At 65.5% G+C, this 24,873-nt stretch carries 27 protein-coding genes; 14 read left to right on the forward strand and 13 right to left on the reverse strand.

The genetic code is table 11. The features are described from left to right. The first annotated feature begins 118 nt into the window (after positions 1 to 118). The 7 genes from KBI52_RS31425 to KBI52_RS31455 all read left to right on the forward strand — a co-directional run bounded on the left by KBI52_RS31425 (position 119) and on the right by KBI52_RS31455 (position 5,543). Complete coding sequence (locus KBI52_RS31425) at positions 119 to 580, forward strand: Tat pathway signal protein (protein WP_247654763.1); 462 nt, start codon at positions 119 to 121, stop codon at positions 578 to 580. Between the two features lie 10 nt (positions 581 to 590). Continuing rightward, complete coding sequence (locus KBI52_RS31430) at positions 591 to 1,277, forward strand: MotA/TolQ/ExbB proton channel family protein (protein WP_210812771.1); 687 nt, start codon at positions 591 to 593, stop codon at positions 1,275 to 1,277. After that, positions 1,277 to 1,723 carry a biopolymer transporter ExbD gene (locus KBI52_RS31435; RefSeq protein ID WP_173950121.1) on the forward strand — a complete coding sequence of 149 codons (447 nt, stop codon included), beginning with the start codon at positions 1,277 to 1,279 and terminating at the stop codon, positions 1,721 to 1,723. The genes KBI52_RS31430 and KBI52_RS31435 overlap by 1 nt, the downstream gene beginning before the upstream one ends. 17 nt (positions 1,724 to 1,740) lie before the next feature. Next, the gene (locus KBI52_RS31440; protein ID WP_210812772.1) at positions 1,741 to 2,613 is read left to right on the forward strand and encodes a TonB family protein; all 873 of its coding nucleotides are present in this window, start codon (positions 1,741 to 1,743) and stop codon (positions 2,611 to 2,613) included. Positions 2,614 to 2,740: 127 nt separating this feature from the next. Beyond that, on the forward strand, positions 2,741 to 3,697 hold the full coding sequence (locus KBI52_RS31445) for an MBL fold metallo-hydrolase (RefSeq protein ID WP_173950119.1): 957 nt from the start codon (positions 2,741 to 2,743) through the stop codon (positions 3,695 to 3,697). Between the two features lie 26 nt (positions 3,698 to 3,723). Then, positions 3,724 to 5,328, forward strand: a complete 1,605-nt coding sequence (locus tag KBI52_RS31450) for an FAD-dependent oxidoreductase (protein ID WP_173950118.1) — start codon at positions 3,724 to 3,726, stop codon at positions 5,326 to 5,328. Continuing rightward, the gene (locus tag KBI52_RS31455) at positions 5,325 to 5,543 is read left to right on the forward strand and encodes a DUF2783 domain-containing protein (protein WP_173950117.1); all 219 of its coding nucleotides are present in this window, start codon (positions 5,325 to 5,327) and stop codon (positions 5,541 to 5,543) included. Before KBI52_RS31450 ends, KBI52_RS31455 begins: the two co-directional genes overlap by 4 nt. On the opposite strand, the gene KBI52_RS31460 is transcribed toward KBI52_RS31455, so the two are convergent. From KBI52_RS31460 to KBI52_RS31480, 5 genes are all read right to left on the reverse strand, one after another. Continuing rightward, complete coding sequence (locus KBI52_RS31460) at positions 5,544 to 6,248, reverse strand: ABC transporter ATP-binding protein (RefSeq protein WP_173950116.1); 705 nt, start codon at positions 6,246 to 6,248, stop codon at positions 5,544 to 5,546. It abuts the gene before it with no gap. Continuing rightward, on the reverse strand, positions 6,241 to 7,023 hold the full coding sequence (locus tag KBI52_RS31465; protein ID WP_173950115.1) for an ABC transporter ATP-binding protein: 783 nt from the start codon (positions 7,021 to 7,023) through the stop codon (positions 6,241 to 6,243). Before KBI52_RS31465 ends, KBI52_RS31460 begins: the two co-directional genes overlap by 8 nt. Next, entirely contained in the window at positions 7,020 to 7,967 is a 948-nt protein-coding gene (locus KBI52_RS31470; RefSeq protein ID WP_173950114.1) for a branched-chain amino acid ABC transporter permease, read from the reverse strand. The genes KBI52_RS31465 and KBI52_RS31470 overlap by 4 nt, the downstream gene beginning before the upstream one ends. 2 nt (positions 7,968 to 7,969) lie before the next feature. Next, the gene (locus KBI52_RS31475) at positions 7,970 to 8,842 is read right to left on the reverse strand and encodes a branched-chain amino acid ABC transporter permease (protein ID WP_210812773.1); all 873 of its coding nucleotides are present in this window, start codon (positions 8,840 to 8,842) and stop codon (positions 7,970 to 7,972) included. 78 nt (positions 8,843 to 8,920) lie between these two features. Then, a complete protein-coding gene (locus KBI52_RS31480) occupies positions 8,921 to 10,042 on the reverse strand; it encodes an ABC transporter substrate-binding protein (protein ID WP_247654782.1) in 1,122 nt (373 codons plus the stop codon). 350 nt (positions 10,043 to 10,392) lie between these two features. Between KBI52_RS31480 and paaG the strand changes: the two genes are divergently transcribed. Genes paaG through KBI52_RS31500 form a run of 4 tightly spaced genes read left to right on the forward strand, consistent with a single transcriptional unit; the run spans position 10,393 to position 13,660 of the window. Then, positions 10,393 to 11,184, forward strand: coding sequence for a 2-(1,2-epoxy-1,2-dihydrophenyl)acetyl-CoA isomerase PaaG (gene paaG / locus KBI52_RS31485; RefSeq protein WP_173950222.1), 792 nt, complete (start codon positions 10,393 to 10,395; stop codon positions 11,182 to 11,184). After that, positions 11,184 to 11,657 (forward strand): hydroxyphenylacetyl-CoA thioesterase PaaI, encoded by a 474-nt coding sequence (paaI, locus tag KBI52_RS31490; protein WP_173950111.1) that lies wholly within the window; start codon positions 11,184 to 11,186, stop codon positions 11,655 to 11,657. Before paaG ends, paaI begins: the two co-directional genes overlap by 1 nt. Before the next feature lie 23 nt (positions 11,658 to 11,680). Beyond that, entirely contained in the window at positions 11,681 to 13,015 is a 1,335-nt protein-coding gene (gene paaK / locus KBI52_RS31495) for a phenylacetate--CoA ligase PaaK (RefSeq protein ID WP_247654764.1), read from the forward strand. Between the two features lie 9 nt (positions 13,016 to 13,024). After that, the gene (locus KBI52_RS31500) at positions 13,025 to 13,660 is read left to right on the forward strand and encodes a TetR/AcrR family transcriptional regulator (protein WP_173950110.1); all 636 of its coding nucleotides are present in this window, start codon (positions 13,025 to 13,027) and stop codon (positions 13,658 to 13,660) included. A 121-nt stretch (positions 13,661 to 13,781) separates the two neighbouring features. Here the strand turns inward: KBI52_RS31500 and KBI52_RS31505 are convergent, their stop codons facing one another. The 7 genes from KBI52_RS31505 to KBI52_RS31535 all read right to left on the reverse strand — a co-directional run bounded on the left by KBI52_RS31505 (position 13,782) and on the right by KBI52_RS31535 (position 19,411). Further along, entirely contained in the window at positions 13,782 to 14,585 is an 804-nt protein-coding gene (locus KBI52_RS31505; protein ID WP_210812775.1) for a Phenylacetic acid catabolic protein, read from the reverse strand. Between the two features lie 28 nt (positions 14,586 to 14,613). Continuing rightward, a complete protein-coding gene (gene paaE, locus KBI52_RS31510; protein WP_210812776.1) occupies positions 14,614 to 15,690 on the reverse strand; it encodes a 1,2-phenylacetyl-CoA epoxidase subunit PaaE in 1,077 nt (358 codons plus the stop codon). A 16-nt stretch (positions 15,691 to 15,706) separates the two neighbouring features. Next, positions 15,707 to 16,216: a 1,2-phenylacetyl-CoA epoxidase subunit PaaD gene (paaD, locus tag KBI52_RS31515; RefSeq protein WP_210812863.1), complete on the reverse strand. Its 510-nt coding sequence runs from the start codon at positions 16,214 to 16,216 to the stop codon at positions 15,707 to 15,709. A gap of 17 nt (positions 16,217 to 16,233) precedes the next feature. Continuing rightward, positions 16,234 to 16,992: a 1,2-phenylacetyl-CoA epoxidase subunit PaaC gene (paaC, locus tag KBI52_RS31520; protein ID WP_210812777.1), complete on the reverse strand. Its 759-nt coding sequence runs from the start codon at positions 16,990 to 16,992 to the stop codon at positions 16,234 to 16,236. Further along, positions 16,992 to 17,282 (reverse strand): 1,2-phenylacetyl-CoA epoxidase subunit PaaB, encoded by a 291-nt coding sequence (gene paaB / locus KBI52_RS31525; protein ID WP_173950105.1) that lies wholly within the window; start codon positions 17,280 to 17,282, stop codon positions 16,992 to 16,994. Before paaB ends, paaC begins: the two co-directional genes overlap by 1 nt. 19 nt (positions 17,283 to 17,301) lie before the next feature. Continuing rightward, positions 17,302 to 18,300: a 1,2-phenylacetyl-CoA epoxidase subunit PaaA gene (gene paaA, locus KBI52_RS31530; protein WP_173950104.1), complete on the reverse strand. Its 999-nt coding sequence runs from the start codon at positions 18,298 to 18,300 to the stop codon at positions 17,302 to 17,304. 217 nt (positions 18,301 to 18,517) lie between these two features. Further along, a complete protein-coding gene (locus KBI52_RS31535) occupies positions 18,518 to 19,411 on the reverse strand; it encodes a PaaX family transcriptional regulator C-terminal domain-containing protein (RefSeq protein WP_210812778.1) in 894 nt (297 codons plus the stop codon). Positions 19,412 to 19,621: 210 nt separating this feature from the next. Between KBI52_RS31535 and paaZ the strand changes: the two genes are divergently transcribed. The 3 genes from paaZ to KBI52_RS31550 are packed head-to-tail and all read left to right on the forward strand — an operon-like array spanning position 19,622 to position 24,193. Continuing rightward, on the forward strand, positions 19,622 to 21,649 hold the full coding sequence (gene paaZ, locus KBI52_RS31540; RefSeq protein ID WP_210812779.1) for a phenylacetic acid degradation bifunctional protein PaaZ: 2,028 nt from the start codon (positions 19,622 to 19,624) through the stop codon (positions 21,647 to 21,649). A gap of 5 nt (positions 21,650 to 21,654) precedes the next feature. Then, on the forward strand, positions 21,655 to 23,736 hold the full coding sequence (locus KBI52_RS31545; protein WP_210812864.1) for a 3-hydroxyacyl-CoA dehydrogenase NAD-binding domain-containing protein: 2,082 nt from the start codon (positions 21,655 to 21,657) through the stop codon (positions 23,734 to 23,736). Positions 23,737 to 23,773: 37 nt separating this feature from the next. Beyond that, entirely contained in the window at positions 23,774 to 24,193 is a 420-nt protein-coding gene (locus KBI52_RS31550) for a PaaI family thioesterase (RefSeq protein WP_173950101.1), read from the forward strand. A gap of 176 nt (positions 24,194 to 24,369) precedes the next feature. Here the strand turns inward: KBI52_RS31550 and KBI52_RS31555 are convergent, their stop codons facing one another. After that, on the reverse strand, positions 24,370 to 24,825 hold the full coding sequence (locus KBI52_RS31555) for an Lrp/AsnC family transcriptional regulator (protein WP_173950100.1): 456 nt from the start codon (positions 24,823 to 24,825) through the stop codon (positions 24,370 to 24,372). Between the last annotated feature and the right edge of the window lie 48 nt (positions 24,826 to 24,873).

Consider the following 24,873-nt stretch of genomic DNA (forward strand, 5'->3'; position numbering starts at 1 on the left):
GCACTCGTTCGATCTGCCGAAGGCAAGTGCGTTCGTTCAGCTCTTTCGCTGAAGGATCCAGAACTGCGCATCACGTCCGGCGGTCGCTCGCCAGCATGAGGAGAATGAGTTCATGGGCATGAGCACATGGAATGAGCCTGGGTTTGCAGCAGGAAGCGTCTTCGCCTGCTTGGCTCTGCTCCTGCCTTTCAGCGGGATGGCGCTCGCCCAGGACAATGCGTCGGCTTCAAGCCCCTTGCGGATCGAGTTGAACAAGATCGAAGCATCGGGGGAGAACTGCCGGACCTACTTTCTCATCGACAATCAAAAGGGCGAGGGCTGGAAATCTCTGAAGCTCGATCTCTTCGCGCTGGATACGGATGGCGTGGCAGCCAAGAGGCTGGCGGTGGAAGTGGGTCCGGTGCCTCGCCGCAAAACCCTCATCAAGCTCTTCGACTTTCCGGGACTGACCTGTTCGCGCTTCGGACGTGTTCTGCTCAACGACGTCCTGACCTGCGAAGGCGCGACCAGCGCGCGCGAGGAATGCCTGTCCGGAATCGAGACGGCCTCCAAGATCGACGCCGTATCCTTCGTGAAGTGAGATTGCCCTCATGAATGAGATCATGCCTGCCGCAACGCATGACATGTCCTTCCTCGGCCTGTTTCTGCAAGCCGATCCGATCGTCAAAAGCGTCATGATCCTGCTCGTCCTGGCCTCCCTCGGCTGCTGGACCATCGTCATCGAGAAGCTCCTTCGCTTCGGAAGCATCCGTCGTCAGGCCCGCGCTTTCGAAGCTGCGGCGCGCTCGGGTGATAGGCTTCATCCGCAGATGCCCGGGGCGACGGGCCGGATCGTCGCGGCCGGTCACGAGGCGTGGCGCGATCAGGACGTCTCCGAGAGCCGCGCCGAGCGGCGGGAGCGCATCGAACGGGCCATGCGGGCTGCCCTGTCCGTCGACATGCGCCAGCTTCAGGTTGGATTGCCGTTCCTCGCCACGATCGGCTCCGCGGCACCGTTCATCGGCCTGTTCGGAACGGTCTGGGGCATCATGAACTCCTTCTCGGCCATCGCCGCCAGCCAGGACACGAGCCTCTCCGTCGTGGCGCCGGGCATCGCCGAGGCGTTGTTTGCAACCGCCATCGGTCTCGTGGCCGCCATTCCGGCCGTCATGGCCTACAACAAACTGACGACCGATCTCGGACGCCTGCAGCAATCCTTCGCGGCCGGCATCACGGCGCTCGGCGACCGGCTCGCCCGCGACCGCAAGTCCCACGTTCGGGCGGAGGCTGCCGAATAATGGGCATGGGGCCAATCCGGGCGCAGGATACGGACGACGAGTTCGGGTCCGCTCCCCTGTCGGAGATCAACGTCACGCCGCTGGTGGATGTGATGCTCGTTCTGCTCATCATCTTCATGGTGGCGGCACCGCTGATGACCGTCGGCGTGCCCGTGCAGCTGCCGAAGACGGCAGCCCCGAAGGTGTCGCAGCCGAAGCAGCCGGTCGTGGTCACCATCGACGCGCAGGGCCAGCCGTTCCTCGACAAGGAGCCGCTCGCTCCCGAGACCATGATGCCGCGCCTGCGGCAGCTCGCCGGCGTGGATCCGAGCCAGGTCGTCCTCGTCCGTGGCGACAAGGCCGTTCCTTATGGGCGCATCATCGAGATCATGGGCCAGATCAACGCCGCGGGCTTCAGCAAAGTATCCTTGATCGCGCAGGCCCCGAGCGGATCACCGTCTCCCTAGGATCCGCAGCAAGCCCGATGTCCGCACACATTCTCAGACCGATGCAGGAGCCGAACCGGCTCGGGATCGCCTTTCTCGCGGCGCTCCTGCTGCACGGGGCGGCGCTGACCGCCGTGACTCTGTGGCCATCCGATGCGGAGAAGCCGCCCGGGGAGCAGGAGATCACGATCGATCTCGCGCCCGCCATGGAAGAACTCGTGTTGGTCGCGCCATCGCTCGAACATTCCCAGGAGGTGCCTCCCGCCGAAACCGAAGCCCTGCCGGTCGAGACGGAAAGCGTCGAGGAGCCGCCGCCCGAGGAAATCGCCGAAGCCCAGCCTCAGGACGCGACCGAAGCGGTTCCGGTGGAAGCGGTTCCGGTCGAACAGGAGACCGCGCGGACCGAGGCCGTCATCCTGCCGCCCCCCGACACGGTGGTCGCCAAGCCGCTCGAGACGCCTGCGCCGCCCAAGCCGGAGAAGAAGCCCCTGGCGAAGCTGGTGGAGCGCAAGCCTCCTCCGCGCCGAACCGTCGCGGAACCGAAGCCGCTTCCCTCCGATGCCCGCCAGGGCCAGGCTTCAGCCTCGCGCGAGGATACGGGCGGCCAGGCGGCCTCCGCGGATCCGACCGCACGCAATCGCTACCTGGCCAGCCTCGTGGCCTCGCTGCGCAATCGCCTGCGCTATCCGGACGTCGCGCGCAGCCAGGGCGTGACGGGCGTTGCAACCGTGCGCTTCACCATGGATCGGTCCGGTCGAATCGTCAGCGCGTCCTTGGTGCGGGGTGCAGGCCATCCGGCGCTGGATCAGGCTGCGCTTGCTGCGGCGAGCCCCGGTTCGTCCCTGCCGCCCATTCCGGACTTCATCCCGCAATCGACCTTCACCGTGCCGCTGCGCTTCAACATCCGCTGAGCCAAACCACGGTCGCGACCTTGACGGTCGCGGGATCGCCATTACCCTGTCGGTCAAAGGCGCCGGCCGTTACCTTCGACGTTGAAGACGACGGCATGAGCTGCGTTCCAGGACAGGGAGAATCGCCATGGCCGATAAGGCTTTCGCCTCGACAAGCGACACCGCCGCCAAGACGGTATCGTTCACGGAGATCGGCCCGGATCTCTATGCCTACACGGCCGAGGGCGATCCCAATTCAGGCATCATCGTCGGCGACGACGGCTGCATCGTCATCGACGCGCAGGCCACGCCGGCCATGGCCGAGGACGTGATCGCCCGCGTACGCACCGTCACCGACAAGCCGATCAAGTACGTGGTGCTCTCGCACTACCATGCCGTGCGCGTGCTCGGAGCCTCGGCTTACGAGGCGCAGGGCATCATCGCTTCGACCACCACCTACGATCTGATCGTCGAGCGCGGCGAGCAGGACAAGGCGTCCGAAATCGGCCGCTTCCCGCGCCTGTTCCGCGGCGAGAGCAGCATCCCGCCCGGTCTGACCTGGCCGACGCTCACCTTCGAGAGCGGCATGTCGGTTTTTCTCGGCAAGCGCGAGGTCAAGCTGTTCCATCTCGGTGCCGGCCACACGGCGGGCGATATCGTGGCCTGGGTGCCGGACGCGGAGGTGATGTTCACCGGCGATCTCGTGGAGTACCACTCCGCCTGCTATTGCGGCGACGCTTACCTGCGCGAGTGGCCGCAGACATTGGATTCGATCCTCGACTTCCAACCAAAGGCGATCGCCCCGGGTCGGGGCGATGCGCTGCAGGGCGGGCAGGCGGTGCGCGAGGCGGCGGCGATGACGCGCGACTTCGTGGGCACGCTCTATGGCGCCGCCGAATTGTCGGTGGCGCGTGGACGCTCTCTCAAGGAGACCTTCGCGGCGACGCGCGACGTGATGGACCCGAAGTTCGGAAGCTTCGCCATCTACGAGCATTGCCTGCCCTTCAATGTCTCGCGGGCCTTCGACGAAGCTTCCGGCATCGATCATCCCGTCATCTGGACGGCGGAGCGCGACCGGGAGATGTGGGCGGCCCTGCAAGGCTAGTCTCTGACGAACGGGAGGAAGCCGCGATGAACAGCCGCAAGACACTCTTCCAGTTCGGCTATCGCCGTAGCGCGGATCAGGATCGCCCGTCCCCTGCCCGGCATGCGGTCATCGTGGTCGGCGCGGGTCCCGTGGGCCTTTGCACGGCCATCGACCTGGCGCAACGCGGCGTGCCCGTGGTGCTTCTCGACGATGCAGACCGGATCGGCGAGGGATCCCGCGGGATCTGCTACGCCAAGCGCACGCTCGAGATCCTCGACCGGCTCGGCGTCGCCGAGCCATGTCTCGAGAGAGGCGTGACCTGGAAGCTCGGCAAGGTGTTCCAGCGCAACGACCAGCTCTATGCCTTCGACCTGCTGCCCGAGGATGGGCACAAGATGCCGGCCTTCATCAATCTTCAGCAGTATTATCTCGAGCATGCGCTCGTCGAGCGTGCCGCAGACCTGCCCGATCTCGACATCCGCTGGCGCAACAAGGTCATTGGCCTCCAACGCCGCAACGACGGCGTGACGCTCACCATCGAGACGCCGGAAGGTGCCTATGATCTCGAGGCCGATTGGGTGGTGGCGGCGGACGGCGCCCGCTCGGCCCTGCGCGGGATGCTCGGCCTGGATTTCCGGGGCGAGGTCTTCGAGGATCGCTTTCTCATCGCCGACGTGAGGATGAAGGGCGACTTTCCGCCCGAGCGCTGGTTCTGGTTCGACCCGCCCTTCCATGACGGCCGCTCGGCCCTCCTTCACAAGCAGCCGGACGATGTCTGGCGCATCGACCTGCAGCTCGGCCCCGATGCGGACGCGAAAGCGGAACAGACGCCCGAGCGCGTCATGCCGCGCCTTCGGCAGATGCTGGGGCATGAGAACTTCACGCTCGAATGGGTGTCGGTCTACACGTTCCAATGCCGCCGACTGGAGCGCTTCGTTCATGGACGCGTGGTTTTTGCCGGCGACGCCGCCCACCAAGTATCCCCCTTCGGCGCGCGCGGCGCGAATTCCGGCATTCAGGATGCGGAGAACCTCGCCTGGAAGCTGGCGCTCGTCGTCAGGGGCGAGGCCCCGGAGCGCCTGATCGACACCTACGATATCGAACGTTCGGCGGCCGCCGACGAGAACATCGGTCATTCGACCCGCTCGACCGACTTCATCGCCCCGCGCTCGGCGCAGGAACGGCGCTTTCGCGATGCGACCCTTGCTCTCGCGCGCCACACCCCCTTTGCCAAGCGAATGGTGAATTCCGGCCGGCTGTCGCTGCCCTCGACCTATGAGACGCCTCTGTCGACGCCGGATCGTGAGACCTGGTCCGGATCCGCCCGCCTCGGCGCTCCCCTGCCCGATGCCCCGATGCGGACCCGCAGCGGCCAGCCTGTCTGGCTGCTCGAAGCACTGGGCAGCGAAGAGACCGTCATCCATGTGCCCGACGGTGCCCCGCAGCCCGCAGGCGAGCGCGTGCTCGTCATCGGGGACGACCTCATCGATGCGCAGGGCTATTTCGCCCGACGTTTCGACTCGACGCCCGGAAGCACCTATCTCGTGCGACCGGACCAGCATCTCGCGGCACGCTGGCGTCATCCGGCGAGATCACAGATCGAGCGCGCCTCCCGCCGCCTCAGAGGATCGGAGGGGGATCGCGCATGACCTCGCTCATGACCGACAGCCGCTTCCCCGATCCGGACCGCGCCTATCGTGCGCTGATCGAATCTCATCGGGGATTGTCGGATGAGGACAGCGCAGCTCTCAACAGCGCCCTCGTTCTGATCCTGGCCAATCACATCGGCGACCACGCCGTGCTGCAGGAGGCTCTCGCCCTCGCCCGGCAGAGCCTGAATCGGACGCAGGGCGAAGCGGTCTGATCACGCGATGCCGAGATAGGCGGCCTTGACCTGTGGATCGGCCAGCAGGGCCGCGCCCGCCCCGCTGTAGGCGACCTTGCCGGTCTCCAGCACATAGCCCCTGTCGGCGATGGCCAAAGCCGCACTGGCATTCTGCTCGACGAGAAGAACCGTGATGCCGTCGTTCTTGAGAGACACGATGGCATCGAGGATCTGGTCGACCAGAAGCGGCGACAGGCCGAGAGACGGCTCATCCAGAAGCAGAAGACTCGGCCGGCCCATGAGCGCGCGGCCGATCGCCAGCATCTGCTGCTGACCGCCCGACAAGCCTCCGGCCAGAAGGTGCCGCTTTTCGGCCAGAACCGGGAACATGGCGAAGATGCGATCGCGGTCCTGGTCGATCTCCCGGTCTCGACGACGATAGGCACCGAGGCGCAGGTTGTCCTCCACGGTCAGGGGGCCGAACACCTGTCGGCCTTCCGGCGATTGCGTGATGCCGAGCCCGACTCTTCGGTGCGGCGGCAGCCGGTCGATCCGTTGGTCCTTGAAGCGGATTTCGCCGCCGGTCATCGGCTGAACGCCGGACAGCGTGCGCAGCAGCGTGGTCTTGCCCGCGCCGTTCGAGCCGACGAGCGCAACGATCTCACCCGAACGGACCTCGAGGCTGATGCCCTTGAGCACCTCGATGCGCCCATAGGCGCTGCGCAGATCCCGCACCTCAAGCACGGGCGGCCTCCCGTGCGCCGTGCTGCCCCAGATAAGCCTCAAGGACCCGTGGATCATCGCGTACCTCCCGCGGCGTTCCCTCGGCGAGCGGACGGCCGCGCTCCAGCACGAGGATCCTGTCGGAGATCTTCATCACGAGCTTCATGTCGTGCTCGACGAGAACGACGGCCACGCCCCGATCGGCAACCTGTTTGATGAGATGGTCGATCTCCTCGGTCTCCACCGCGTTGCAGCCGGCGGCCGGCTCGTCGAGAAGTAGCACGCGCGGTTCGGCGGCGAGCGCACGGGCGATCTCGAGGCGCTTGCAGGCGCCGTAGGGCAGCGAGCCTGCCGAGGTGTCCGCCACATCCTTCAAACCGACATCGGCCAGGAGCGCGAGTGCCGCGGCCCGCGTCTCACGGTTCTGACGCGTGACGGAAGGGGTTCTGAACAGAGCCGGCAGAAGGCTGCACCTTTCCCGCAGGTGACGGCCTACCATCACGTTCTCGCAGGCGGTCATGCGCTGGAAGATCTGCAGGTTCTGGAAGGTGCGGGACAAGCCGCGCGCCGCCAGCTTGTGCGGCGCAAGCCCGGTCACGTCCTCGTCGGCGAGATGGATCGACCCGCGGCTCGCCACGTAGACACCGGACACGATATTGAACAAGGTCGTCTTCCCTGCCCCGTTCGGCCCGATGATGGACACGATCTGGCCGGGGCTGACCGAGAAGCTCACGCCGTCGACGGCCTTCACGCCGCCGAAGGAGATGCCCACATCCGTCGCCTTCAGGATGCTCATGAGCGCGCCCTCCGGAGAAGCAGGTTCGAGAGGCTCGGGACGATCCCGTTGCGCATGAAGATCATCGCCACGATGATGATGAGACCGAGCAGAAGATGCTCGTATTCCTGGAAGACGGTGAGAGCCTGCGGGAGCGTGACGAGCACGGCGGCGCCCACGATGCTCCCCACCACGGATCCGAGCCCGCCGAGCACCACGATCGTCACAAGCTCCACCGAATGCAGGAAGCCCGCCTGATCCGGGTTGATGAACCCGTTCATGAAGGCCAGCGCGGATCCGGCGAGGGATGCATAGATTGCGGCGATCACGAAGGCCTGCAGCTTGAAGCGCGCCACGTCCACGCCGACCACCTGCGCGGCGATCTCGCTGTCGTGCAGGGCGCGGAAGGCTCGCCCGGTCGGCGTCTCGTCGAGGTTGAGGGCGATCCAGGTCCCGACCAGCAGGAGCCCCCCGGTCACCCAGTACCAGGTGTAGGATCCGCTGACCCGCCAGCCGAACAGGGTGAGCCGCTCGACGGGCATGCCGTCCGGGCCGCCGGTCCAGCGGCTTTCGGTCGTGATGACGAGCGCCACGAGAACCCCGAGCCCCAGGGTGGCGATGGCCAGATAATGCCCTTTGAGGCGCAGGATGGGACGCCCCACAAGATAAGCCAGAACGCCGGAGAGGACCGCCCCGATGAGAAGCGCCGCCCAGGGGGGAATGCCGAGATGCGTCGGTCCGATGGCGACCGCATAGGCGCCGATCCCGAAGAACGCCGCGTGACCGAGGCTGACCTGACCCGCCTGTCCCATGAGGATGTTGAGCCCGATGGCCGCGAGCGCCGAGACCCAGACGAGCGAGGCGACGCGGAAATAGTAGCTCGACGGAAAGACGAACGGGAGAATGGCGATCACGACGGCCAGGATGAGCAGGGTGACGAATCGCTGGTTCACGAGTGCACGCATGCTCACACCCTCTCCACGACCCGGCGTCCGAACAGGCCCTGGGGCGCCGCGAACAGGACGATGAGGATGACCAGGAACGCGAAGGCATCCTTGTAGGTCGAGCTGAGATAGCCCGCGCCAAAGGCCTCCAGCAGGCCGAGCAGGAGCCCGCCGACCACGGCACCGACCGGATTGCCCATGCCGCCCAGCATGGCGGCGGCAAAGCCCTTCAGGGCCAGCAGCGTTCCCACATCATAGCTCGTCAGGGTGATCGGCGTGACCAGGATGCCGGCGATCGCCCCGATGGCCGCGGAGCCGCCGAAGGCGAGCGCCATGATGGTGGTCGTGTTGATCCCGACGAGCCGCGCGGCCAGACGGTTGGCCGCCGTGGCCAGCACGGCCTTGCCGACGAGCGTATGTTCGAGAAAGACGTAGAGCGCCAGGACGACGACGGCCGTTCCGCCGAGCACCCAGAAGCTCTGCGGCTGCACGGCGGCCCCTAGCACGTCGACCGGCGTGTCGCCCGTGAAGGCGGGGAGCTTGTGAAACTGCTTGTCGAAGACGATCGCCGCGACGCCGCGCAGCAGGATCGATGCTCCGATGGTGATGATGATGAGCGTCACGGCCGACGCGCCGCGCGCAGGCTCGATGGCGAAGCGGTGGAGCAGGAGCCCGATTGCCACGGCGGCCGCGATGGCGACCAGGGCCGCCAGCGGCAGGGGCACTCCGACGGCCGACGCGAACACCGTCACCATGCCGCCTAGCATGACGAACTCGCCCTGGGCGAAGTTCACCACGCCCGAGGCGTTGTAGATCAGCGTGAAGCCGAGTGCGACCAGCGCGTAGACGGCTCCCACCGTCAGACCGGAGATGAGGAACTGGAGGAACTCGGCCATGATGCAGCCCCGCGACCTTCAGGTTGCCGGACAGGAGGCTGACCGGCAGCCTCCTGTCCGATCGGTTGCAGCGTGGGATCAGCTTCCGGAGGCGACCAGGTTCCAGTCGCCGCCCTTGATCTCGAGCATGCGGAACGCCGAGAGGTCGAGGCCGAGATGGTCGGTGGCGGACATGTTCACGATGCCGCCTGTACCGACGAAGCCCTTGGTCTTCTCGATCTCGTCGCGGATTTTCTGAGGGTCGGTCGAGTTCGCGCGCTTCATGGCCTCGACCAGGATGAAGAGGCCGTCATAGGCATGGCCGCCGAAGGTCGAGACGGGCTGCTTCGTGGTACCCTCGTAGGCCTGCCTGTACTCGGTCACCACCTTCTTCTGCGGATCGCTCTCGGGCAGCTTGTCGCCGACGAGGAGCGCGGCGGCCGGCAGACGGACGCCCTCCGCCGCCGGGCCCGCCAGATCGATGAAGCTCTTCGAGGCCACGCCGTGGCTCTGATAGAACGGGATGCTCGTCATGCCGAGCTGCGCATAGTTGCGGGTCACGATGGCCGGCCCCTGGCCGAAGCCCGGATTGACCACCGCCTGCACGCCGGCCGTGTTCTTGATCTTGGTGAGCTGGGCGGTCATGTCGCTGTCGCGAGGGCCGTAATTCTCGTCGATGAGGATCTGCATGCCGTAATTCGGCGCGACCTTGACGCATTGCGCGCGCATGGACGCTCCGAAGCCGTCCGTGCCGGAGATCATGCCGATCTTGGTGAGATTGCGCTTCTTCAGATCCTCGAAGATCTTCTCGCAGGCCATCTTGTCGGTGTGCGGCGTCTTGAAGACGAACTTGCGCACGGGGTCGATGACTTCGATGGCGCCGGCCAACGAGATGAACGGGACCTTCGCGTCTTCGAAGACCGGGATCATCGCCATGGTGCTGCCGGTCGTCGTGCCGCCCACCATGGCGATCACCTCGTCGTCCTCGATGAGGCGGGTCGCAAAGGTGCGTGCCTTGTTGGCGTCGCCACCGTCGTCGTAGATCACGAGCTCGATCTTCTTGCCCGCGATGCCGCCGGCCGCATTGATCTTGTCGACGTAGAGCTTGAGCGTCTTGTCCTCGGGCTCACCCAGGAAGGACGACGGCCCGGTGACCGAGAGAACGGATCCGATCTTGACGGTGTCCTGCGCGAGCGCGCCATGAGACAGAGCAAGGCCCATGACAGAGGTGGCCAGCAGGATCTTGTGAGTTGCCTTCGCGTTCATGTGTTTCCTCCGAGGTTCTTTGTCGTTTACCGATTTTGTTGTTGCGCAAGGGGTCAGGCTGCCGGGAGCCTGCCGGTCATCGCGGGAACGGAGCAATGGGACAGGACTGCGCAACGCTGGCGTTGCTGTGCGCGTGCATCCTGGCGGCCGTCGAAACCTGCCATCCCGTTTCGCTCCGTAAAGGGCCGAGTGTTGGCTTATTGACGCTGTTTGTTCCATCAATATAATTGACCGGACGGTTGGTCAATAGTAAACAAGTCGCAAGACCACCCGCTTGCCATCAGCGAATGTTCGGGAGGGCCATGGTGGAGAACGATCTCGTCATCACGGAGCGCCGGGAGGGTTATCGGGTGATCACCCTCAACAGGGCCGATCGTCTGAACTCCTTCAACGAGGCGATGCATGCGGCCCTGATGTCGGCCCTTCTCGATGCCGAAGCGGACGAGGCCTGCCGGGCTCTCGTCCTGACAGGAGCAGGACGCGGCTTCTGCGCCGGACAGGATCTGTCGGACCGGGTTTTCAGCCCCGGCCAGGTTCCGGATCTCTCCTCCACCCTGGAGCGCCTCTACAACCCGCTCGTGCGCAAGCTGCGCGCTCTGCGGATGCCGGTCATCTGCGCGGTCAACGGCGTCGCGGCGGGCGCCGGAGCTAACCTCGCGCTGGCCTGCGACATCGTCCTGGCAGCGCGTTCGGCCAAATTCATCCAGGCCTTCGCGAAGCTCGGCCTCGTGCCCGATTCCGGAGGAACCTGGTTTCTGCCGCGCCTCGTCGGTCCGGCGCGCGCCCGCGCGCTCGCTCTCCTGGCCGAACCTGTTCCGGCCGAGCAGGCGGAGGCCTGGGGGATGATCTGGAAGGCGGTCGAGGACGGCGCCCTGATGGACGAGGCCCATCGCCTTGCCGCCCACTTCGCCGTTCAGCCGACCGTCGGGCTCGGTCTGATCAAGCAGGCGCTCGATGCCTCCGAGACCCGCGATCTCGACAGCCAGCTCGATCTGGAGCGCGATCTCCAGGGACAGGCGGGCCGCACGCCCGACTACATCGAGGGCGTCACGGCGTTCTTCGAGAAGCGGCAGCCGAAATTCACCGGGAGGGCATGATGGACGCTGGATCGACCCGCGCAGGACGTGCCGCCCACGACCTCGCTTCAGCCTGCGCCGACGCCATGTGGGCCGAGGACCAGGCGAGCCAAGGGCTCGGGATGAGGGTCGAGCGCGTGTCGCCCGGCGAGGCCGTCCTGTCCATGGCGATCCGCCCCGACATGACGAACGGGCATGGCATCTGCCACGGCGGCTTCATCTTCACCCTCGCCGACTCGGCCTTCGCGTTCGCCTGCAACACCTACGACCAGCGCACGGTCGCTCAGCAATGCGCCGTGACGTTCCTCCAGCCGGGCCGGCGGGGCGACACGCTCACGGCCCATGCGGTCGAGCGCCACCGTTCGGGCCGCTCGGGGATCTACGACGTGACCGTCCGCAACGGCCAGGGCGAAACGGTGGCCGAATTCCGCGGGCACTCGCGCACGATCGCGGGCACGCTTCTCGCGTCGGATGACACCGAAAAGACCCCATAAGAACGAACGAATGGGAGGTTCCCTTGCTTCAGATCCCGCACCGCAAGCTGTCCGAACTCAAGCCCCAGGCGACCCAGCTCGATCGCCTCGAACTGGCGTCGCGGGATGAGTTGGCCGCCTGGCAGCGCGAGCGTCTCGCCTGGTCCCTGCGCCATGCCTACGAGAACGTGCCGCACTACAGGGCGAAGTTCGACGCGGCAGGCGTTCATCCGGACGATTTCAGGGATCTAGGCGATCTCTCCAAGTTCCCGTTCACCACCAAGGCCGACCTGCGGGACAATTATCCCTTCGGCATGTTCGCCGTTCCGCAGGATCAGATCGCCCGCGTGCACGGCTCGTCGGGCACCACCGGCAAGCCCACCGTGGTCGGCTACACCAAGCGCGACATCGACACCTGGGCGGACGTGGTGGCGCGATCCATCCGGGCGAGCGGCGGGCGTCCCGGCATGAAGGTGCACGTGGCCTACGGCTACGGCCTCTTCACCGGAGGACTGGGCGCGCATTACGGCGCCGAGCGCCTCGGCTGCATGGTGATCCCGATGTCCGGCGGCATGACCGAGCGCCAGGTGCAACTCATCCAGGACTTCCAGCCCGACATCATCATGGTCACGCCGTCCTACATGCTGGCGATCCTCGACGAGTTCAAGAAGCAGGGCCTCGATCCGCGGCAATCCTCGCTGAAGGTCGGGATCTTCGGCGCCGAGCCATGGACCAACGCCATGCGGACCGAGATCGAAGAGGCCTTCGACATCCATGCGGTCGACATCTATGGCCTGTCCGAGGTCATGGGGCCGGGCGTTGCCTGCGAATGCGTGGAGAGCAAGGACGGACTGCACATCTGGGAGGATCATTTCTATCCCGAGGTGATCAACCCGGTGACGGGCGAAGTCCTGCCGGACGGCGAGGAAGGCGAGCTCGTCTTCACCTCCCTGACCAAGGAGGCGATGCCCGTCATCCGCTATCGCACCCGGGACCTGACGCGCCTGCTGCCCGGCACGGCGCGCACCATGCGCCGCATGGAGAAGGTCACCGGCCGCACGGACGACATGATGATCATCCGGGGCGTCAACGTGTTCCCGACCCAGATCGAGGAGAAGCTCCTCGCCATCCCGACCCTGTCGGGACATTACCAGATCATACTGACCCGCGAGGGCCGGATGGACCAGATGGAGATCAGGGCCGAGATCCGGCCGGATGCCGATTATCCGGAAACGCGGAAAGCCGCCGCCGACCGCCTGACCCAGGCGATCAAGGACACCATCGGCATCACGGCTCAGGTCAATGTCCTCGACCCGGAAGGAATCGAGCGCTCGCTCGGCAAGGCGCGGCGCGTGATCGACCGCAGACCGAAGGAATAGAAGAACCCCATGGCCCGTACCCGTGCCACCGATTACGACGACAAGCGCCGCGCGATCCTCGATCGCTCGGCCGAACTCTTTGCCGAGCACGGCTACGACCGCGCCTCGATGAGCAAGATCGCAGAGGCCTGCGGGGTCTCCAAAGCCAACCTGTACCACTACTACAAGGACAAGGAAGCGCTGCTCTTCGACGTCATCCGCTTCCACCTCGAAGAACTGCTCGAGGTCGTGGAGGCGGCCGACCGCCCGGACCTTGCTGCGGATGACCGCTTGAGAGAGCTGGTGGCGGCGCTGCTCGAGGCCTATCGCGATGCCGACGCCCAGCACAACGTGCAGATCAACGGCATGCGCCTGCTCCCGACCGACCGCCAGGCCGAGCTCAAGGCGGTGGAGCGGGACCTGGTCAAGATCTTCTCCGATGCGGTGGCGGGCGTTGCGCCGCAGCTCAAGGGAACCAAGCTGCTCAAGCCTGTGACCATGTCCCTCTTCGGCATGATCAACTGGCATTATCTATGGTTCAAGAGCACCGGCGAGATCACCCGTGCAGATTATGCAGCGCTGGTGTCCCGGCTCATCGTGGATGGAACCCGCAATCTCCAGGCCGAGCCCGCGGCCGCGTCCCGGCGCATCAGCGCGGCGGAATAGAAGACTCCTAAAACCGAAACCGCGCGGCAAGATGGGGGCACCAGGGTTCGGCGTCCCGCAGCGAACCGGACACCGCGTCCGTGGAAAGCCCGGTCCATCATCCGGCCCGATGGTCAAACGATTACTGGAGCGAGACCTGATCGCCGATCTCGCGCGACCCATGGCCCGGAACTTCGAGCCCGAAGCGCGAAAGCAACGGATGAACGTGGCTCTGCCACTGCGCCATCAGCTCCTCCCGGCCCTTCTGGCGCAATCCGAACTTCCGATGCTGGGAGAAATGATCCGACGCGCTGCTGCCGAAGGTGTCGGCCACGCGCGGATACCAGTAGTTGACGGAGGCCTGAGCATCGATCCTGTCGTGGCCTCTCTCGAGAGCCGCCTGCAATCCCTGTTCCCCCAGTTCCGCGTGGCGCCTCTCTACAGGAAGGATCTCGGCAAGGACGTCGGCGAGCGGCTGGTAGGAGCCGCGTGTCAATTCGTCGAGCTGCACCACGGTCGCCTGCCCCATCAGGCAGTTCATCACCACCGCATCGACCCAGCCGTTGATCGGGTAATGGAACACGTTGAGGCGCATGTCTCCGGCAATGCGCCTCGTGGCCAGATTGACGCTGCGGTCGAGACGGGACGCCCAGGGATGAGCTCCTACATATTGCCCCGTGTCGGCCCCGAACTGCTCCATCAGGGCCAGGACCTGACGCGCGTGGTCGAACTTGTCGAAGACGATGCGTGTCGCGATGATCCGCTCCTTGAGCCCCGGAGCCAGGTTGATGCAATCGGCGAAGCCCGAGGCGCCCGCCATCTCGGAATCGACGAAGATCGCCATCAGGCGCATGAGTTCGCCGCGATAGCGAGGCGTCACGTTGTCGGGAGCGCTCAGGCGGCCGCCGCCGGCCAAGAAGGCGACGAGGCTTTCTTCATCGACCATGGAACCACCCTCCCCGCCTCTTGCGGCGTCACTTGTCGAAATCGACCAGAATCCGGTCGCTCACCGGATAGCTCTGGCAGGTCAGAATGTAGCCCCGCGCGATCTCGTAATCCTCGAGAGCGAAGTTCGCGTCCATGTCCACCTCGCCGTCGACCAGCATTGCCCGGCAGGTGGAGCAGACGCCGCCCTTGCAGGCATAGGGCAGCTCCAGCCCCTCGGCCGTTGCGGCATCGAGCACCGATGCGGTGCCCTTCTCGAATGACAGGGTGCGGGCACGTCCGTCGATGACGATGGTGGCCTCGCACAGGTTCCTCTTGTCTTCCGCTGCCGCCTCCTCGGGTCTGCGCTGGCGTCGGCTCGGCGTCGCGGTGGCGAAAAGTTCGAACTTGATCTGGCGCTTGTCGAGCCCGTGCTCCTCGAGGCTCTGCGCGATGCCGAGCATCATGTCCTGCGGTCCGCAGATGAAGGCGGTGTCGATGGACGATGCGTCGATCCAATGGTCGAGCAGCTGGTCGCACTTCTCCTTGGTCAGCCGTCCGTTAAAGAGGTCGATGTCCTGCTGCTCGCGGCTGAGGATGTGGATGAGGCTGAAGCGATCGAGATGCTCGTTCTTGAGATCCTCGAGCTCCTCGCGGAACATGATCGAACCCGATGCGCGATTGCCGTAGAACAGGGTGAAGGACGAATTCGGCTCGGCGACGAGCGTGGTCTTGATGATGCTCAGAAGCGGCGTGATCCCGCTGCCCGCGGCGAAGCCCACGAAGTGGCGCCTGCGGGTCTCGTCGAGGGGCACGAAGAAATTGCCCATGGGCGGCATCGCCTCGATGACCTGCCCGGGTGCGAGCTGCTCGCTGGCCCAGCTCGAGAAGGCTCCGCCGGCGATCCTCTTGATGCCGACCCGGAGCCGACCTTCCATCGGCGTCGCACAGATGGAATAGGACCGCCGCACCTCGTCGCCGTCGATCGTGGTGCGCAGGGTCAGGTACTGGCCCGGCGAGAAGCGGAACGCCTCCTTATGCTCGTCCGGCACGTCGAGAGTGAGCACGATGGCGTCGCGGGTTTCGCGCCGCACGTCGGCAACGGTGACGGGGTAGAACTTCGTCATGGAGCATCCGGTCTTTTCAAATGCACTTGAAGTAGTCGAAAGGCTCGAGGCAGTCGCGGCACCGGTACTGTGCCTTGCACGGCGTCGAGCCGAACTCGCTCACCCGGTCGGTGTTCTCGGATCGGCAGCGCGGGCACGCGATGGTCAAAGGCTTGCGCAGGAAGCGATCGAAGGGCGACGGCCCGCCTGCGTTCTCCGCCGGGGGGGCGATGCCGTAGGCCTCCAGGCGCCGGCGGCCCTCCGGGGTGATCCAGTCCGTGGTCCAGGGCGGCGACAGGCGCCGCTCGATCCGCAGGCGGTCGATCCCGCGCGCGCGCAGAGCCGCTTCGATCTCGAACGCGATGACGCTCGTGGCAGGACAGCCCGAATAGGTCGGCGTGATGGCGACGACGAGATCTTCATCCTGCCATTGCACGTCGCGCACGATGCCGAGATCCATGACGGAGACCGCCGGCACCTCCGGGTCTGGAACGTCGCCCAGCCAGTCTCTGATCTGGTTCGGGTCCGGCCGCGTCAGGCTGTCCATCATCGATCCTGCGCTCCTCACCACGTCGCGTTGGGATAGGCCCGCTGCAGGAACTGGAGATCGGCCAGGATGTAGCCGAGATGCTCGGAATGAACGCCGCGCTTGCCGCCTTTCTGCGCCCAGCCGGCCTGCGGCAGCGTGAGCGTCGCCTCCCCGATCGTCGCGCGAACGAGACCGAGCCAGGGTTCGTGCAGCGTCGCGACGTCGGGTGCGAGGCCGTTCCGGACCATGGCCTGGTCGATCTCGTCAGTCTCGAACAGCTCGCCGGTATACATCCACAGATCGTCGACGGCGTTCTGCATCCGGCGATGGCTTTCCTCCGTGCCGTCGCCAAGGCGCAGAACCCATTCCTGGCTCCGCTCCAGGTGATAGGTGACCTCCTTGAGGCCCTTGGCGGCGATTTCGGCGATACGAGGATCCGTCGAGCCGGTCAGCCCGCGCAGCAGCAGATAGTGCCAGGCATCGAAATAGAACTGCCGGGCCATCGTGGCGGCGAAGTCGCCGTTCGGCTGCTCGACCAGAAGCACATTGCGGAAGTCGCGCGCGTCGCGCAGATAGGCGAGCTTGTCGGCATCGCGTCCCCTGCCCTCGATCTCACCCGCGAGGTTGAGCCAGAGCTGCGTCTGTCCGATCAGGTCGAGAGCGACGTTGGAGAGCGCCAGATCCTCCTCGAGCGCCGGCGAATGGCCGCACCATTCGGAGAGACGGTGGCCCAAGATCAGGGCATTGTCGCCCAGCCGCAGCAGATACTCGACGAGAGCGTCCTGCGCGGTCATCACATATGCCCCAGCTCTTCGGGGATCTCGTAGAAAGTCGGGTGGCGATAGACCTTGCTGTTGGCGGGATCGAACAGCGGCCCCTTGTCGCCGGGCGAGCTCGCCGCAATATCGGACGCCTTCACGACCCAGATGCTGACGCCCTCGTTGCGGCGTGTATAGACGTCGCGCGCGTTCATGATCGCCATCTCGGCATCGGGCGCATGCAGGCTGCCCACGTGCCGGTGGGCCAATCCATGCTGGCTGCGGATGAACACCTCCCAGAGAGGCCATCCCTTCTTGTCGGTCATTGTCTCTCTCCCCTCCCGCCTAAGCAGCCGCCTTGCCGTGCGCCCGCGCGGCCTTCTTGGCCGCATAGGCGTCCGCCGCATCGCGCACCCATTGTCCCTCTTCGTAGGCCTTCACGCGCGTGCGCAGGCGCTGGCGGTTGCAGGGTCCGTTGCCGGCGATGACCTGATAGAACTCGTCCCAGTCGATCGCGCCGAAATCGTAGTGGCCGCGCTCCGCGTTCCACTTGAGATCAGGATCCGGAACGGTGAGACCGAGATACTCGGCCTGCGGCACCGTCTGATCGACGAATTTCTGGCGCAGCTCGTCGTTCGAGTTGATCTTGATCTTCCAGCGCATCGATTGCGCGCTGTGGACCGATTCCGCGTCGGAGGGTCCGAACATCATCAGCGACGGCCACCACCAGCGGTTCAGCGCGTCCTGCGCCATCTGCTTCTGCTCGGGCGTGCCGCGGGCGAGCTTGGTCATCGCGTCGTAGCCCTGCCGCTGATGGAAGCTCTCTTCCTTGCAGATGCGGATCATGGCGCGGGAATAAGGCCCGTAGGAGCAGCGCTGCAGCGGCACTTGGTTCATGATTGCGGCTCCGTCCACGAGCCAGCCGATGGCCCCGATGTCGGCCCAGGTGAGCGTCGGATAGTTGAAGATGCTGGAATACTTGGCCTTGCCGCTGTTGAGCTGCTCCAGGAGCTCGTCGCGGCTCACACCAAGGGTCTCGGCGGCGCAGTAGAGATAAAGGCCGTGGCCGGCCTCGTCCTGCACCTTGGCGAGCAGGATGGCCTTGCGCTCGAGGGTCGGCGCCCGGGTGATCCAGTTACCCTCGGGCTGCATCCCGATGATTTCGGAGTGAGCGTGCTGGGAGATCTGCCGGATCAGGGTCTTGCGATAAGCCTCCGGCATCCACTCCTTCGGCTCGATCTTGATGTCGGCATCGATGCGGTCCTGGAAGGCACGCTCCTCCGGAGACATCTCGTCCTTGGACCGGATGTGCTCGACGCCTGTTTTCACCATCTGTGCGTACATGGCGCTTCTCCCTGACGTTCAATCCTGCCGGGCTCTCGTCCTGCAGCCCTGTCCAAGACCGGGCCGGATTGGACGGAATCGAGCCTCGCCTGCCGGAGCAGCCCTTCCGCGCCGCGCTGATCATGGCGCGCAGGCGGCATGCCTCTCCGGCTTTCCGCGGACCTCTTTAATATGTCACATAAAACAGATTAATCAAGAAATTTTTGTAACACTTTCTTCAGCCGATCCTCAGTTCCGCGGCCGGCTCCGCCGTCGCGAAGCGCTGCCCGAAGGTCTCGTCGACCGCGGGGAGTGGTCCCAGGTCGTTCTGGGCATGGGTGTCAATCCAGCGCTCGGCGGCCGGAAGCAGGGTGCGGTAAATCGTGCCGCAGAGGGACCGCGCCCCTGTCCCGGCCCAGGGCCTGGGAAGGAGCTGCGACGGCAGCAGCGGATCCTTCAGGACCGCCCTGCGGTAATCATGGATCAGGAGAATACGCACGAGAAGGGCGTCGAGATTCGTGAACCCCGCGCCCCGTTCCAGGGCGCCGAGGGTGCCCGCATAGGTGTCGATGAACCGTCTGTAGCGCGCTTCGATCTCCACCAAGGGCCATGCCTTCTCGACCAGCCGCCGGGCAGTGGGCAGATCGGCCGGGGTCGCGGCCAGTCTCAGGAAGGGGCCGACCTTGGCCGCCGGTGCCGCAGCCATCAGGAGATCGGGCCCGAGCGGGCCATAACCTGCGGCTGATAATTCACTCCTCAGCGCATTGCGGTCCTGCGCGTTCTCGAGCAGGAGGAGATCGAACGATCCCTGCCACTCATGGGGTGGGTCGGCATAGATCCGCCGCGTGGCCTCGGCGAAAGCCTCCTGGCCCTGCGGCGTCAGCCGGTAATAGCTGTTGCGCCCCACCTTCCAGCGCTCGAACCAGCCCTCGGAGACGAGGCGGGACAGGGCCGTCCGGACGAGCGTGTCGCTGATGCGGAAGGCCCGCATGATCTCGTGCAGGGATGCCAGGGACAGCACCCCGCCCCGGGGCACCACGGCATCCCCGAACACGGTCACGATGAGCGAGCCCGCCCGGATCGGCGTCCGCTCGTGAAACCTGTCCAGCAGAGCCTCTACGACCGCGACCATGCAAGTGTACTCCGGTTATCTGGGCCGGGGAGCCGGAGCCGCCTCCGCCCGTCCGGCCTTCACCTACTCAGACTGGCGCATTCCTGTCGAGCCACCCGGGCGATCAATAGATCCCCAAAATTCCTTGACTAACCGACCGGTCGGTCAATAATGCCGGAAAGGCGCGGCGATGCCAATGCGGCCGCTCGTTCATCATTCCAAGGTGTCCCAATGAGACTTGAGAGCTTCGTTCGTGGAAGTTGGATGTCGCCCGGTCAGGAACTGGCCGATATTCACAGCGCCGTCACCGGCAACGTGGTGGCACAGGTCGCCAGCGGCGGCCTCGACATGGGCGAGGTGCTGGCCTATGCCCGCCAGGTTGGCGGGCCCAACCTGAGGAAGCTCACCTTCCATCAGCGTGCAGAACTTCTGAAACGTCTTGCCATTCATCTATCAGAACGCAAGGACCAGCTTTATCAGCTCTCCTACCAGACAGGCACCACACGGTCCGACAACCTCATCGACGTGGATGGCGGCATCGGCACCCTCTTCGTCTATGCCTCCAAGGGCCGCCGCGAACTGCCCAACGCCGCCTTCCTCTTGGATGGGAATGTCGAAGCCCTTTCAAAGGGCGGCAGCTTCGTCGGCCAGCACGTGATGACGCCTCTCCATGGCGTTGCCGTTCACATCAACGCCTTCAACTTCCCCTGCTGGGGCATGCTCGAAAAGCTCGCGCCCGCCATCCTGGCCGGCGTCCCGGTTGTGACCAAGCCCGCGACGATCACATCCTATGTGGCCCATGCGCTGGTGCGCATGATCACGGAATCCCGCATCCTTCCCGACGGGGCGCTCCAATGCATCGTCGGCTCCACGGGCGATCTCTTCGATCATCTGACCTGTCAGGATGTCGTGTCCTTCACCGGCTCCGCCGATACGGCCCAGAAACTGCAGCGGCATCCCGTCATTGCGCGCGAGTCCGTCCGCTTCATCGCCGAGCGCGATTCGCTCAATGCGGCCATTCTTGCGCCTGACGCCGGGCCGGGAACGCCGGAATTCGACCTCTTCATCAAGGAAGTGGCGAAGGAGATGACCGTCAAGGCAGGACAGAAATGCACGGCCATCCGCCGCGCCATTGCTCCCAATGCGCATGTGTCCGCCGTGATCGAAGCTCTGGGAGAGCGGCTCGCCAAGATCAAGGTTGGCAACCCGGAACTCGAGAGCGTCCGCATGGGGCCGGTCGTCGGTCTGGGCCAACGTCGGGACGTGCTGGCTCAGGTGGCAAAGCTGCGAACAGAAGCGGATATCGTCGTTGGCAATCCGGATAATTTCGACGTCGAGGGCGCGGACCGCGAACGCGGCGCCTTCATCCCGCCTCTCGTGCTCCATTGCCCGGACCCGATCCGGGCCACCAACGTGCACAGCGTTGAAGCTTTCGGTCCCGTTTGCACCGTGATGGGCTATGACGGCCTCGATCAGGCGGTAGCCCTGGCCAATCGGGGCGACGGCAGCCTCGTAGCGTCCCTCTACACCTATGATTCTACCACGGCGGCCGATCTCGTCTTCGGGGTCGGCGCCTTCCATGGTCGTCTCGTGCTGATCGACCGGGACTGTGCCAAGGAGCAGACCGGCCATGGCTCCCCGATGCCACACATGGTTCATGGCGGACCAGGACGTGCCGGCGGCGGCGAGGAACTCGGCGGCATGCGCGGCGTGCATCATTACATGCAGCGCACTGCCCTGCAGGGCTCTCCCGCCATGCTCTCACGGGTGACGCAGAGCTGGATCAAGGGTGCCCCGACCATCGAAGAAAGCCGGCATCCTTTCCGCTTCTATTTCGAGGACCTCGCCATCGGTCAGACCTTCGTCTCCAAGGAGCGCACGATCACGCTTGAGGATATCGAGCACTTCGCGGAGTTCACCGGCGACACCTTCTATGCCCATATGAGCGAGGAAGCGACGAAGAACCATCCGTTCTTCCCCGGTCGAGTGGCCCACGGCTATCTCCTATTGTCCTTTGCGGCAGGCCTCTTCGTCGATCCGGACCTCGGGCCCGTGCTTGCAAATTACGGTCTCGACTCCTTACGTTTCATCAAACCCGTGCAGCCGGGCGAAACCATCAAGATCCGGCTGACGACAAAATCGAAGTCGCCGCGTAACGAGCAGTACGGCGAGGTGCGCTGGGACGTTGAGATCATGACGGACAAGGGTGAACCGGTCGCGACCTATGAGCTCCTCACGATGAACGCGGTGCGTCCATGACGGATATGGCCTCAGCCAATGACGCTGGACCGGTCAGGCTTGTCCGGAACGCTCCCGTGGCCGTGATCGAGATCGATAATCCTCCAGTCAATGCCACGTCTCAGGCCGTGAGAGCAGGCCTGCTCGCGGCAATTCGGGAGGTCGACCGCGACCCGCAGATCTCGGCCGCGGTGATCGCCTGCGCCGGCCGTACCTTCGTGGCCGGAGCCGACATCCGCGAGTTCGGTCAGCCTCCACAAGAGCCCCACCTGCCCGATGTCATCAACGCCATCGAAGCCTGCTCCAAGCCGGTCGTTGCCGCTGTTCACGGAACGGCCCTTGGCGGAGGCTGCGAGATCGCGCTCGCCTGCCATGCCCGTGTGGCCGATCCGGGTGCAGGCTTCGGCCTGCCGGAGGTCAAGCTCGGGCTGGTTCCGGGAGCCGGCGGCACGCAACGCCTGCCGCGGCTGGTCGGGCTGGAAGCGGCCCTCGATCTCGTGACGAGCGGGCGGACCGTCAAAGCCGCGGAAGCGCTGCGTCTCGGCCTGATCGATCGCCTCTCCTCCGGCGACCTGCGCCGGGATGCGATGGAGCTTGCTCGAGAACTGATCGATCAGCCGCTGCGACGCACCGGTGAGCTGAATGTCGATGCGATGAATGCCGAGGCGGCTTCTGAAGGGGTCGCGGACGTCCGCCGGAAAGCCAGAGGCGCCGAAGCGCCGGGCAGAGCCGCCGAACTCGTTCTGCTGTCCGCAAGCCTGCCTCTTCAGGACGGCATGGCGCGGGAGCGCGAGACGTTCCTGGAACTGCGCGCGTCCAGGCAGTCGGCCGCCCTGCGGCATGCCTTTTTCGCCGAGCGGGAGGTCACGCGTCTCCCCGGCCTCGACTCCATTGAGCCCCGCCCGGTCCAGAAGATCGGGATCGTGGGCGCCGGAACGATGGGATCGGGCATCGCCATCGCGTTCGCGGATGCGGGCTTCGACGTCAAGGTCGTCGAGACCGGCGAACAGGCATTGGCGGCCGGTCAGGCGCGGATCACGGAGGTCTACGACAAGCAGGTTGCAAGCGGTCGGATCACGGCCGCCGCACGCGACGAGCGCCTCCGGACCATCGGGTATGCGGTTGGTATCAGCTCCCTATCGGATCGGGATCTCGTCATCGAGGCCGTGTTCGAGGATTTGGACGTCAAACGGGTGCTTTTCCGGGATCTCGATGCGATTCTCCCCCCTGGAACGGTATTGGCAACAAATACCAGTTACCTTGACATCAATCTGATAGCCGCTGCCACGTCCCGGCCGGCCGACGTGGTGGGCCTGCATTTCTTCAGCCCTGCCAACGTGATGAAGCTCCTCGAGATCGTCCGGACCGACCGAACCGCCCCCGACGTCATCGCCACGGGCCTCAGCCTCGCCAAGCGCCTGCGCAAGATCCCGGTCGTGTGCCGGGTCTGCGACGGCTTCGTCGGCAACCGCATCCTGTCGCGCTATCGTCTGCAGGCCGAGTACCTCCTCGAAGAAGGCGCCCTGCCGCACGAGGTCGATGCGGCGCTGGAAGCGTTCGGGTTCCCGATGGGCCCGTTCGCTGTATCCGACCTCGCCGGCCTCGACATCGCCTGGGCGCGGCGCAAGCGGCTGGCGCCCACCCGCGATCCGCGCGAGCGCTATGTGGACATCGCCGACCGGCTCTGCGAGGCGGGCCGCTTCGGGCGCAAGACCGGTGCGGGCTGGTATCGCTACACGGGCGGCAAGCGGCAGGTCGACCCCTTCGTCACGGAGCTCGTCGAGGAGGCCTCGCGGCGGCGCGGGCTGACGCGACGTTCGGTTCCCGCGGAGGAGATCCAGTCCCGCATCCGGGCGGCCATCGTCAACGAAGCCTGCAAGATCCTGGACGAGCGCATCGTCGAGCGTCCGCTCGACGTGGACGTGGTGATGATGCACGGCTATGGCTATCCGGCCTGGCGCGGCGGCCCCCTGTTCGAGGCCGACACCGTCGGGCTCGGGCCGATCCTCGACACCGTGCAGGAACGCGCCGAACGGGACGGGCCCGGATGGGATCCGGCGGACGGGCTCGTGAGCCGGGCCGCCTCGGGAGCGACGTTCTACCCATAGGCGGAACTTCCAAACACCATCAGCGGGGAATCCACGCATGTTCGATCGAGCCACCGCCGAGGCGATGCTCGGAAACGTCTTCGCCTCCTGGGTGCAGGCGCTCGACCTCTCCATCGAAAGCCTCGGCCCGGACGGCGCCGTCCTGCGCATGCGGTTCTCGGAAAAGCTCTGCCGCGACAACGGCGTGGTCTGCGGACAGGCCCTCATGAGCCTGGCCGACACCGCCATGGTGTTCGCGGTCTCCTCGGCCGCAGGCGCCTATCGCCCCATGACGACGGTCGACCAGACCATGCACTTCCTCAGGCCCGCCGCGCAGGCCGACGTGCTGGCGGACGCGAAAGTCGTTCGCCTCGGGCGCACCATGGCGTTCGGCAGCGTGACGCTCACGGCCGACGGCGATGCGCGGCCCGTGGCGATGGCGCAGCTCGCCTATGCGTTGCTGGCCGAGGGCAGGTAGCGGCCCGCCTGTCACCTATCGTGAGAGGGCTTCTCATGGCCTTCCCTCGCCGTCATGGCCGGGCTTGCCCCGGCCATCCCGCTTGTCTCGAGCGCGCCGTTCTTCATGATCGGTATCACCGGCACAAGGCCGGTGATGACGTGAGGATGTTGCTGCTCTCTTTGTGAGCCAGCCTGTCAAAACGGCAGCGCCACGCTGGTCTTGATCTCCTTCAGGACCACGTTGGTGCGCACCGTGCGGATCCCGGGCAGCCGGAACATGAACTGGTCCAGGAATTCGTTGTAGGCGTGCATGTCGCGCACGACGACGCGCAGGTGATAATCGGCGTCGCCCGTGGTGGCGAAGCACTCGAGGACTTCGGCGCGCGCTGTTACACGTGAAACAAATTCGTCGACGAATTTGGCGTCATGCCGCTCGAGGGACACGTGCAGGATGGCCGAGGTGGCGAAGCCGGCCTTTTCCCGGTCCACCAGAGCGGCATAGCCCGTGATCACGCCGGTCTCCTCGAGCGTCCGCACCCGCCGCCAGCAGGCCGAGGTGGACATGCCGACATCGTCCGCCAGCTGCTGGTTCGTAGTGCGCCCCTCCCTCTGCAGCTGCGCCAGAATGTGTTCGTCCTGTTTCTCGATCATGGGCTTGTGCGTTCCCGGTAGGTTTTTCCAATAATCATGACGTCTGGC

It is taken from the genome of Microvirga sp. HBU67558 (assembly GCF_018069605.1).
Classification (GTDB): Bacteria; Pseudomonadota; Alphaproteobacteria; order Rhizobiales; family Beijerinckiaceae; genus Microvirga; species Microvirga terrae.

Excerpts from the sequence above, each read along its gene's own strand:
- paaE (WP_210812776.1), bottom strand. The coding sequence starts at position 15,690 with ATGACGAAGTTCTACCCCGTCACCGTTGCCGACGTGCGGCGCGAAACC.
- KBI52_RS31555 (WP_173950100.1), bottom strand. The coding sequence starts at position 24,825 with ATGATCGAGAAACAGGACGAACACATTCTGGCGCAGCTGCAGAGGGAG.
- KBI52_RS31455 (WP_173950117.1), top strand. The coding sequence starts at position 5,325 with ATGACCTCGCTCATGACCGACAGCCGCTTCCCCGATCCGGACCGCGCC.
- KBI52_RS31440 (WP_210812772.1), top strand. The coding sequence starts at position 1,741 with ATGTCCGCACACATTCTCAGACCGATGCAGGAGCCGAACCGGCTCGGG.
- KBI52_RS31500 (WP_173950110.1), top strand. The coding sequence starts at position 13,025 with ATGGCCCGTACCCGTGCCACCGATTACGACGACAAGCGCCGCGCGATC.
- paaD (WP_210812863.1), bottom strand. The coding sequence starts at position 16,216 with ATGGACAGCCTGACGCGGCCGGACCCGAACCAGATCAGAGACTGGCTG.
- paaB (WP_173950105.1), bottom strand. The coding sequence starts at position 17,282 with ATGACCGACAAGAAGGGATGGCCTCTCTGGGAGGTGTTCATCCGCAGC.
- KBI52_RS31475 (WP_210812773.1), bottom strand. The coding sequence starts at position 8,842 with ATGGCCGAGTTCCTCCAGTTCCTCATCTCCGGTCTGACGGTGGGAGCC.
- KBI52_RS31470 (WP_173950114.1), bottom strand. The coding sequence starts at position 7,967 with ATGCGTGCACTCGTGAACCAGCGATTCGTCACCCTGCTCATCCTGGCC.
- KBI52_RS31450 (WP_173950118.1), top strand. The coding sequence starts at position 3,724 with ATGAACAGCCGCAAGACACTCTTCCAGTTCGGCTATCGCCGTAGCGCG.
- KBI52_RS31535 (WP_210812778.1), bottom strand. The coding sequence starts at position 19,411 with ATGGTCGCGGTCGTAGAGGCTCTGCTGGACAGGTTTCACGAGCGGACG.
- KBI52_RS31545 (WP_210812864.1), top strand. The coding sequence starts at position 21,655 with ATGGCCTCAGCCAATGACGCTGGACCGGTCAGGCTTGTCCGGAACGCT.
- KBI52_RS31425 (WP_247654763.1), top strand. The coding sequence starts at position 119 with ATGAGCACATGGAATGAGCCTGGGTTTGCAGCAGGAAGCGTCTTCGCC.
- KBI52_RS31445 (WP_173950119.1), top strand. The coding sequence starts at position 2,741 with ATGGCCGATAAGGCTTTCGCCTCGACAAGCGACACCGCCGCCAAGACG.
- KBI52_RS31465 (WP_173950115.1), bottom strand. The coding sequence starts at position 7,023 with ATGAGCATCCTGAAGGCGACGGATGTGGGCATCTCCTTCGGCGGCGTG.
- KBI52_RS31430 (WP_210812771.1), top strand. The coding sequence starts at position 591 with ATGAATGAGATCATGCCTGCCGCAACGCATGACATGTCCTTCCTCGGC.
- paaC (WP_210812777.1), bottom strand. The coding sequence starts at position 16,992 with ATGACCGCGCAGGACGCTCTCGTCGAGTATCTGCTGCGGCTGGGCGAC.
- KBI52_RS31480 (WP_247654782.1), bottom strand. The coding sequence starts at position 10,042 with ATGGGCCTTGCTCTGTCTCATGGCGCGCTCGCGCAGGACACCGTCAAG.
- paaA (WP_173950104.1), bottom strand. The coding sequence starts at position 18,300 with ATGTACGCACAGATGGTGAAAACAGGCGTCGAGCACATCCGGTCCAAG.
- KBI52_RS31505 (WP_210812775.1), bottom strand. The coding sequence starts at position 14,585 with ATGGTCGATGAAGAAAGCCTCGTCGCCTTCTTGGCCGGCGGCGGCCGC.
- paaI (WP_173950111.1), top strand. The coding sequence starts at position 11,184 with ATGGACGCTGGATCGACCCGCGCAGGACGTGCCGCCCACGACCTCGCT.
- KBI52_RS31435 (WP_173950121.1), top strand. The coding sequence starts at position 1,277 with ATGGGCATGGGGCCAATCCGGGCGCAGGATACGGACGACGAGTTCGGG.
- paaZ (WP_210812779.1), top strand. The coding sequence starts at position 19,622 with ATGAGACTTGAGAGCTTCGTTCGTGGAAGTTGGATGTCGCCCGGTCAG.
- KBI52_RS31550 (WP_173950101.1), top strand. The coding sequence starts at position 23,774 with ATGTTCGATCGAGCCACCGCCGAGGCGATGCTCGGAAACGTCTTCGCC.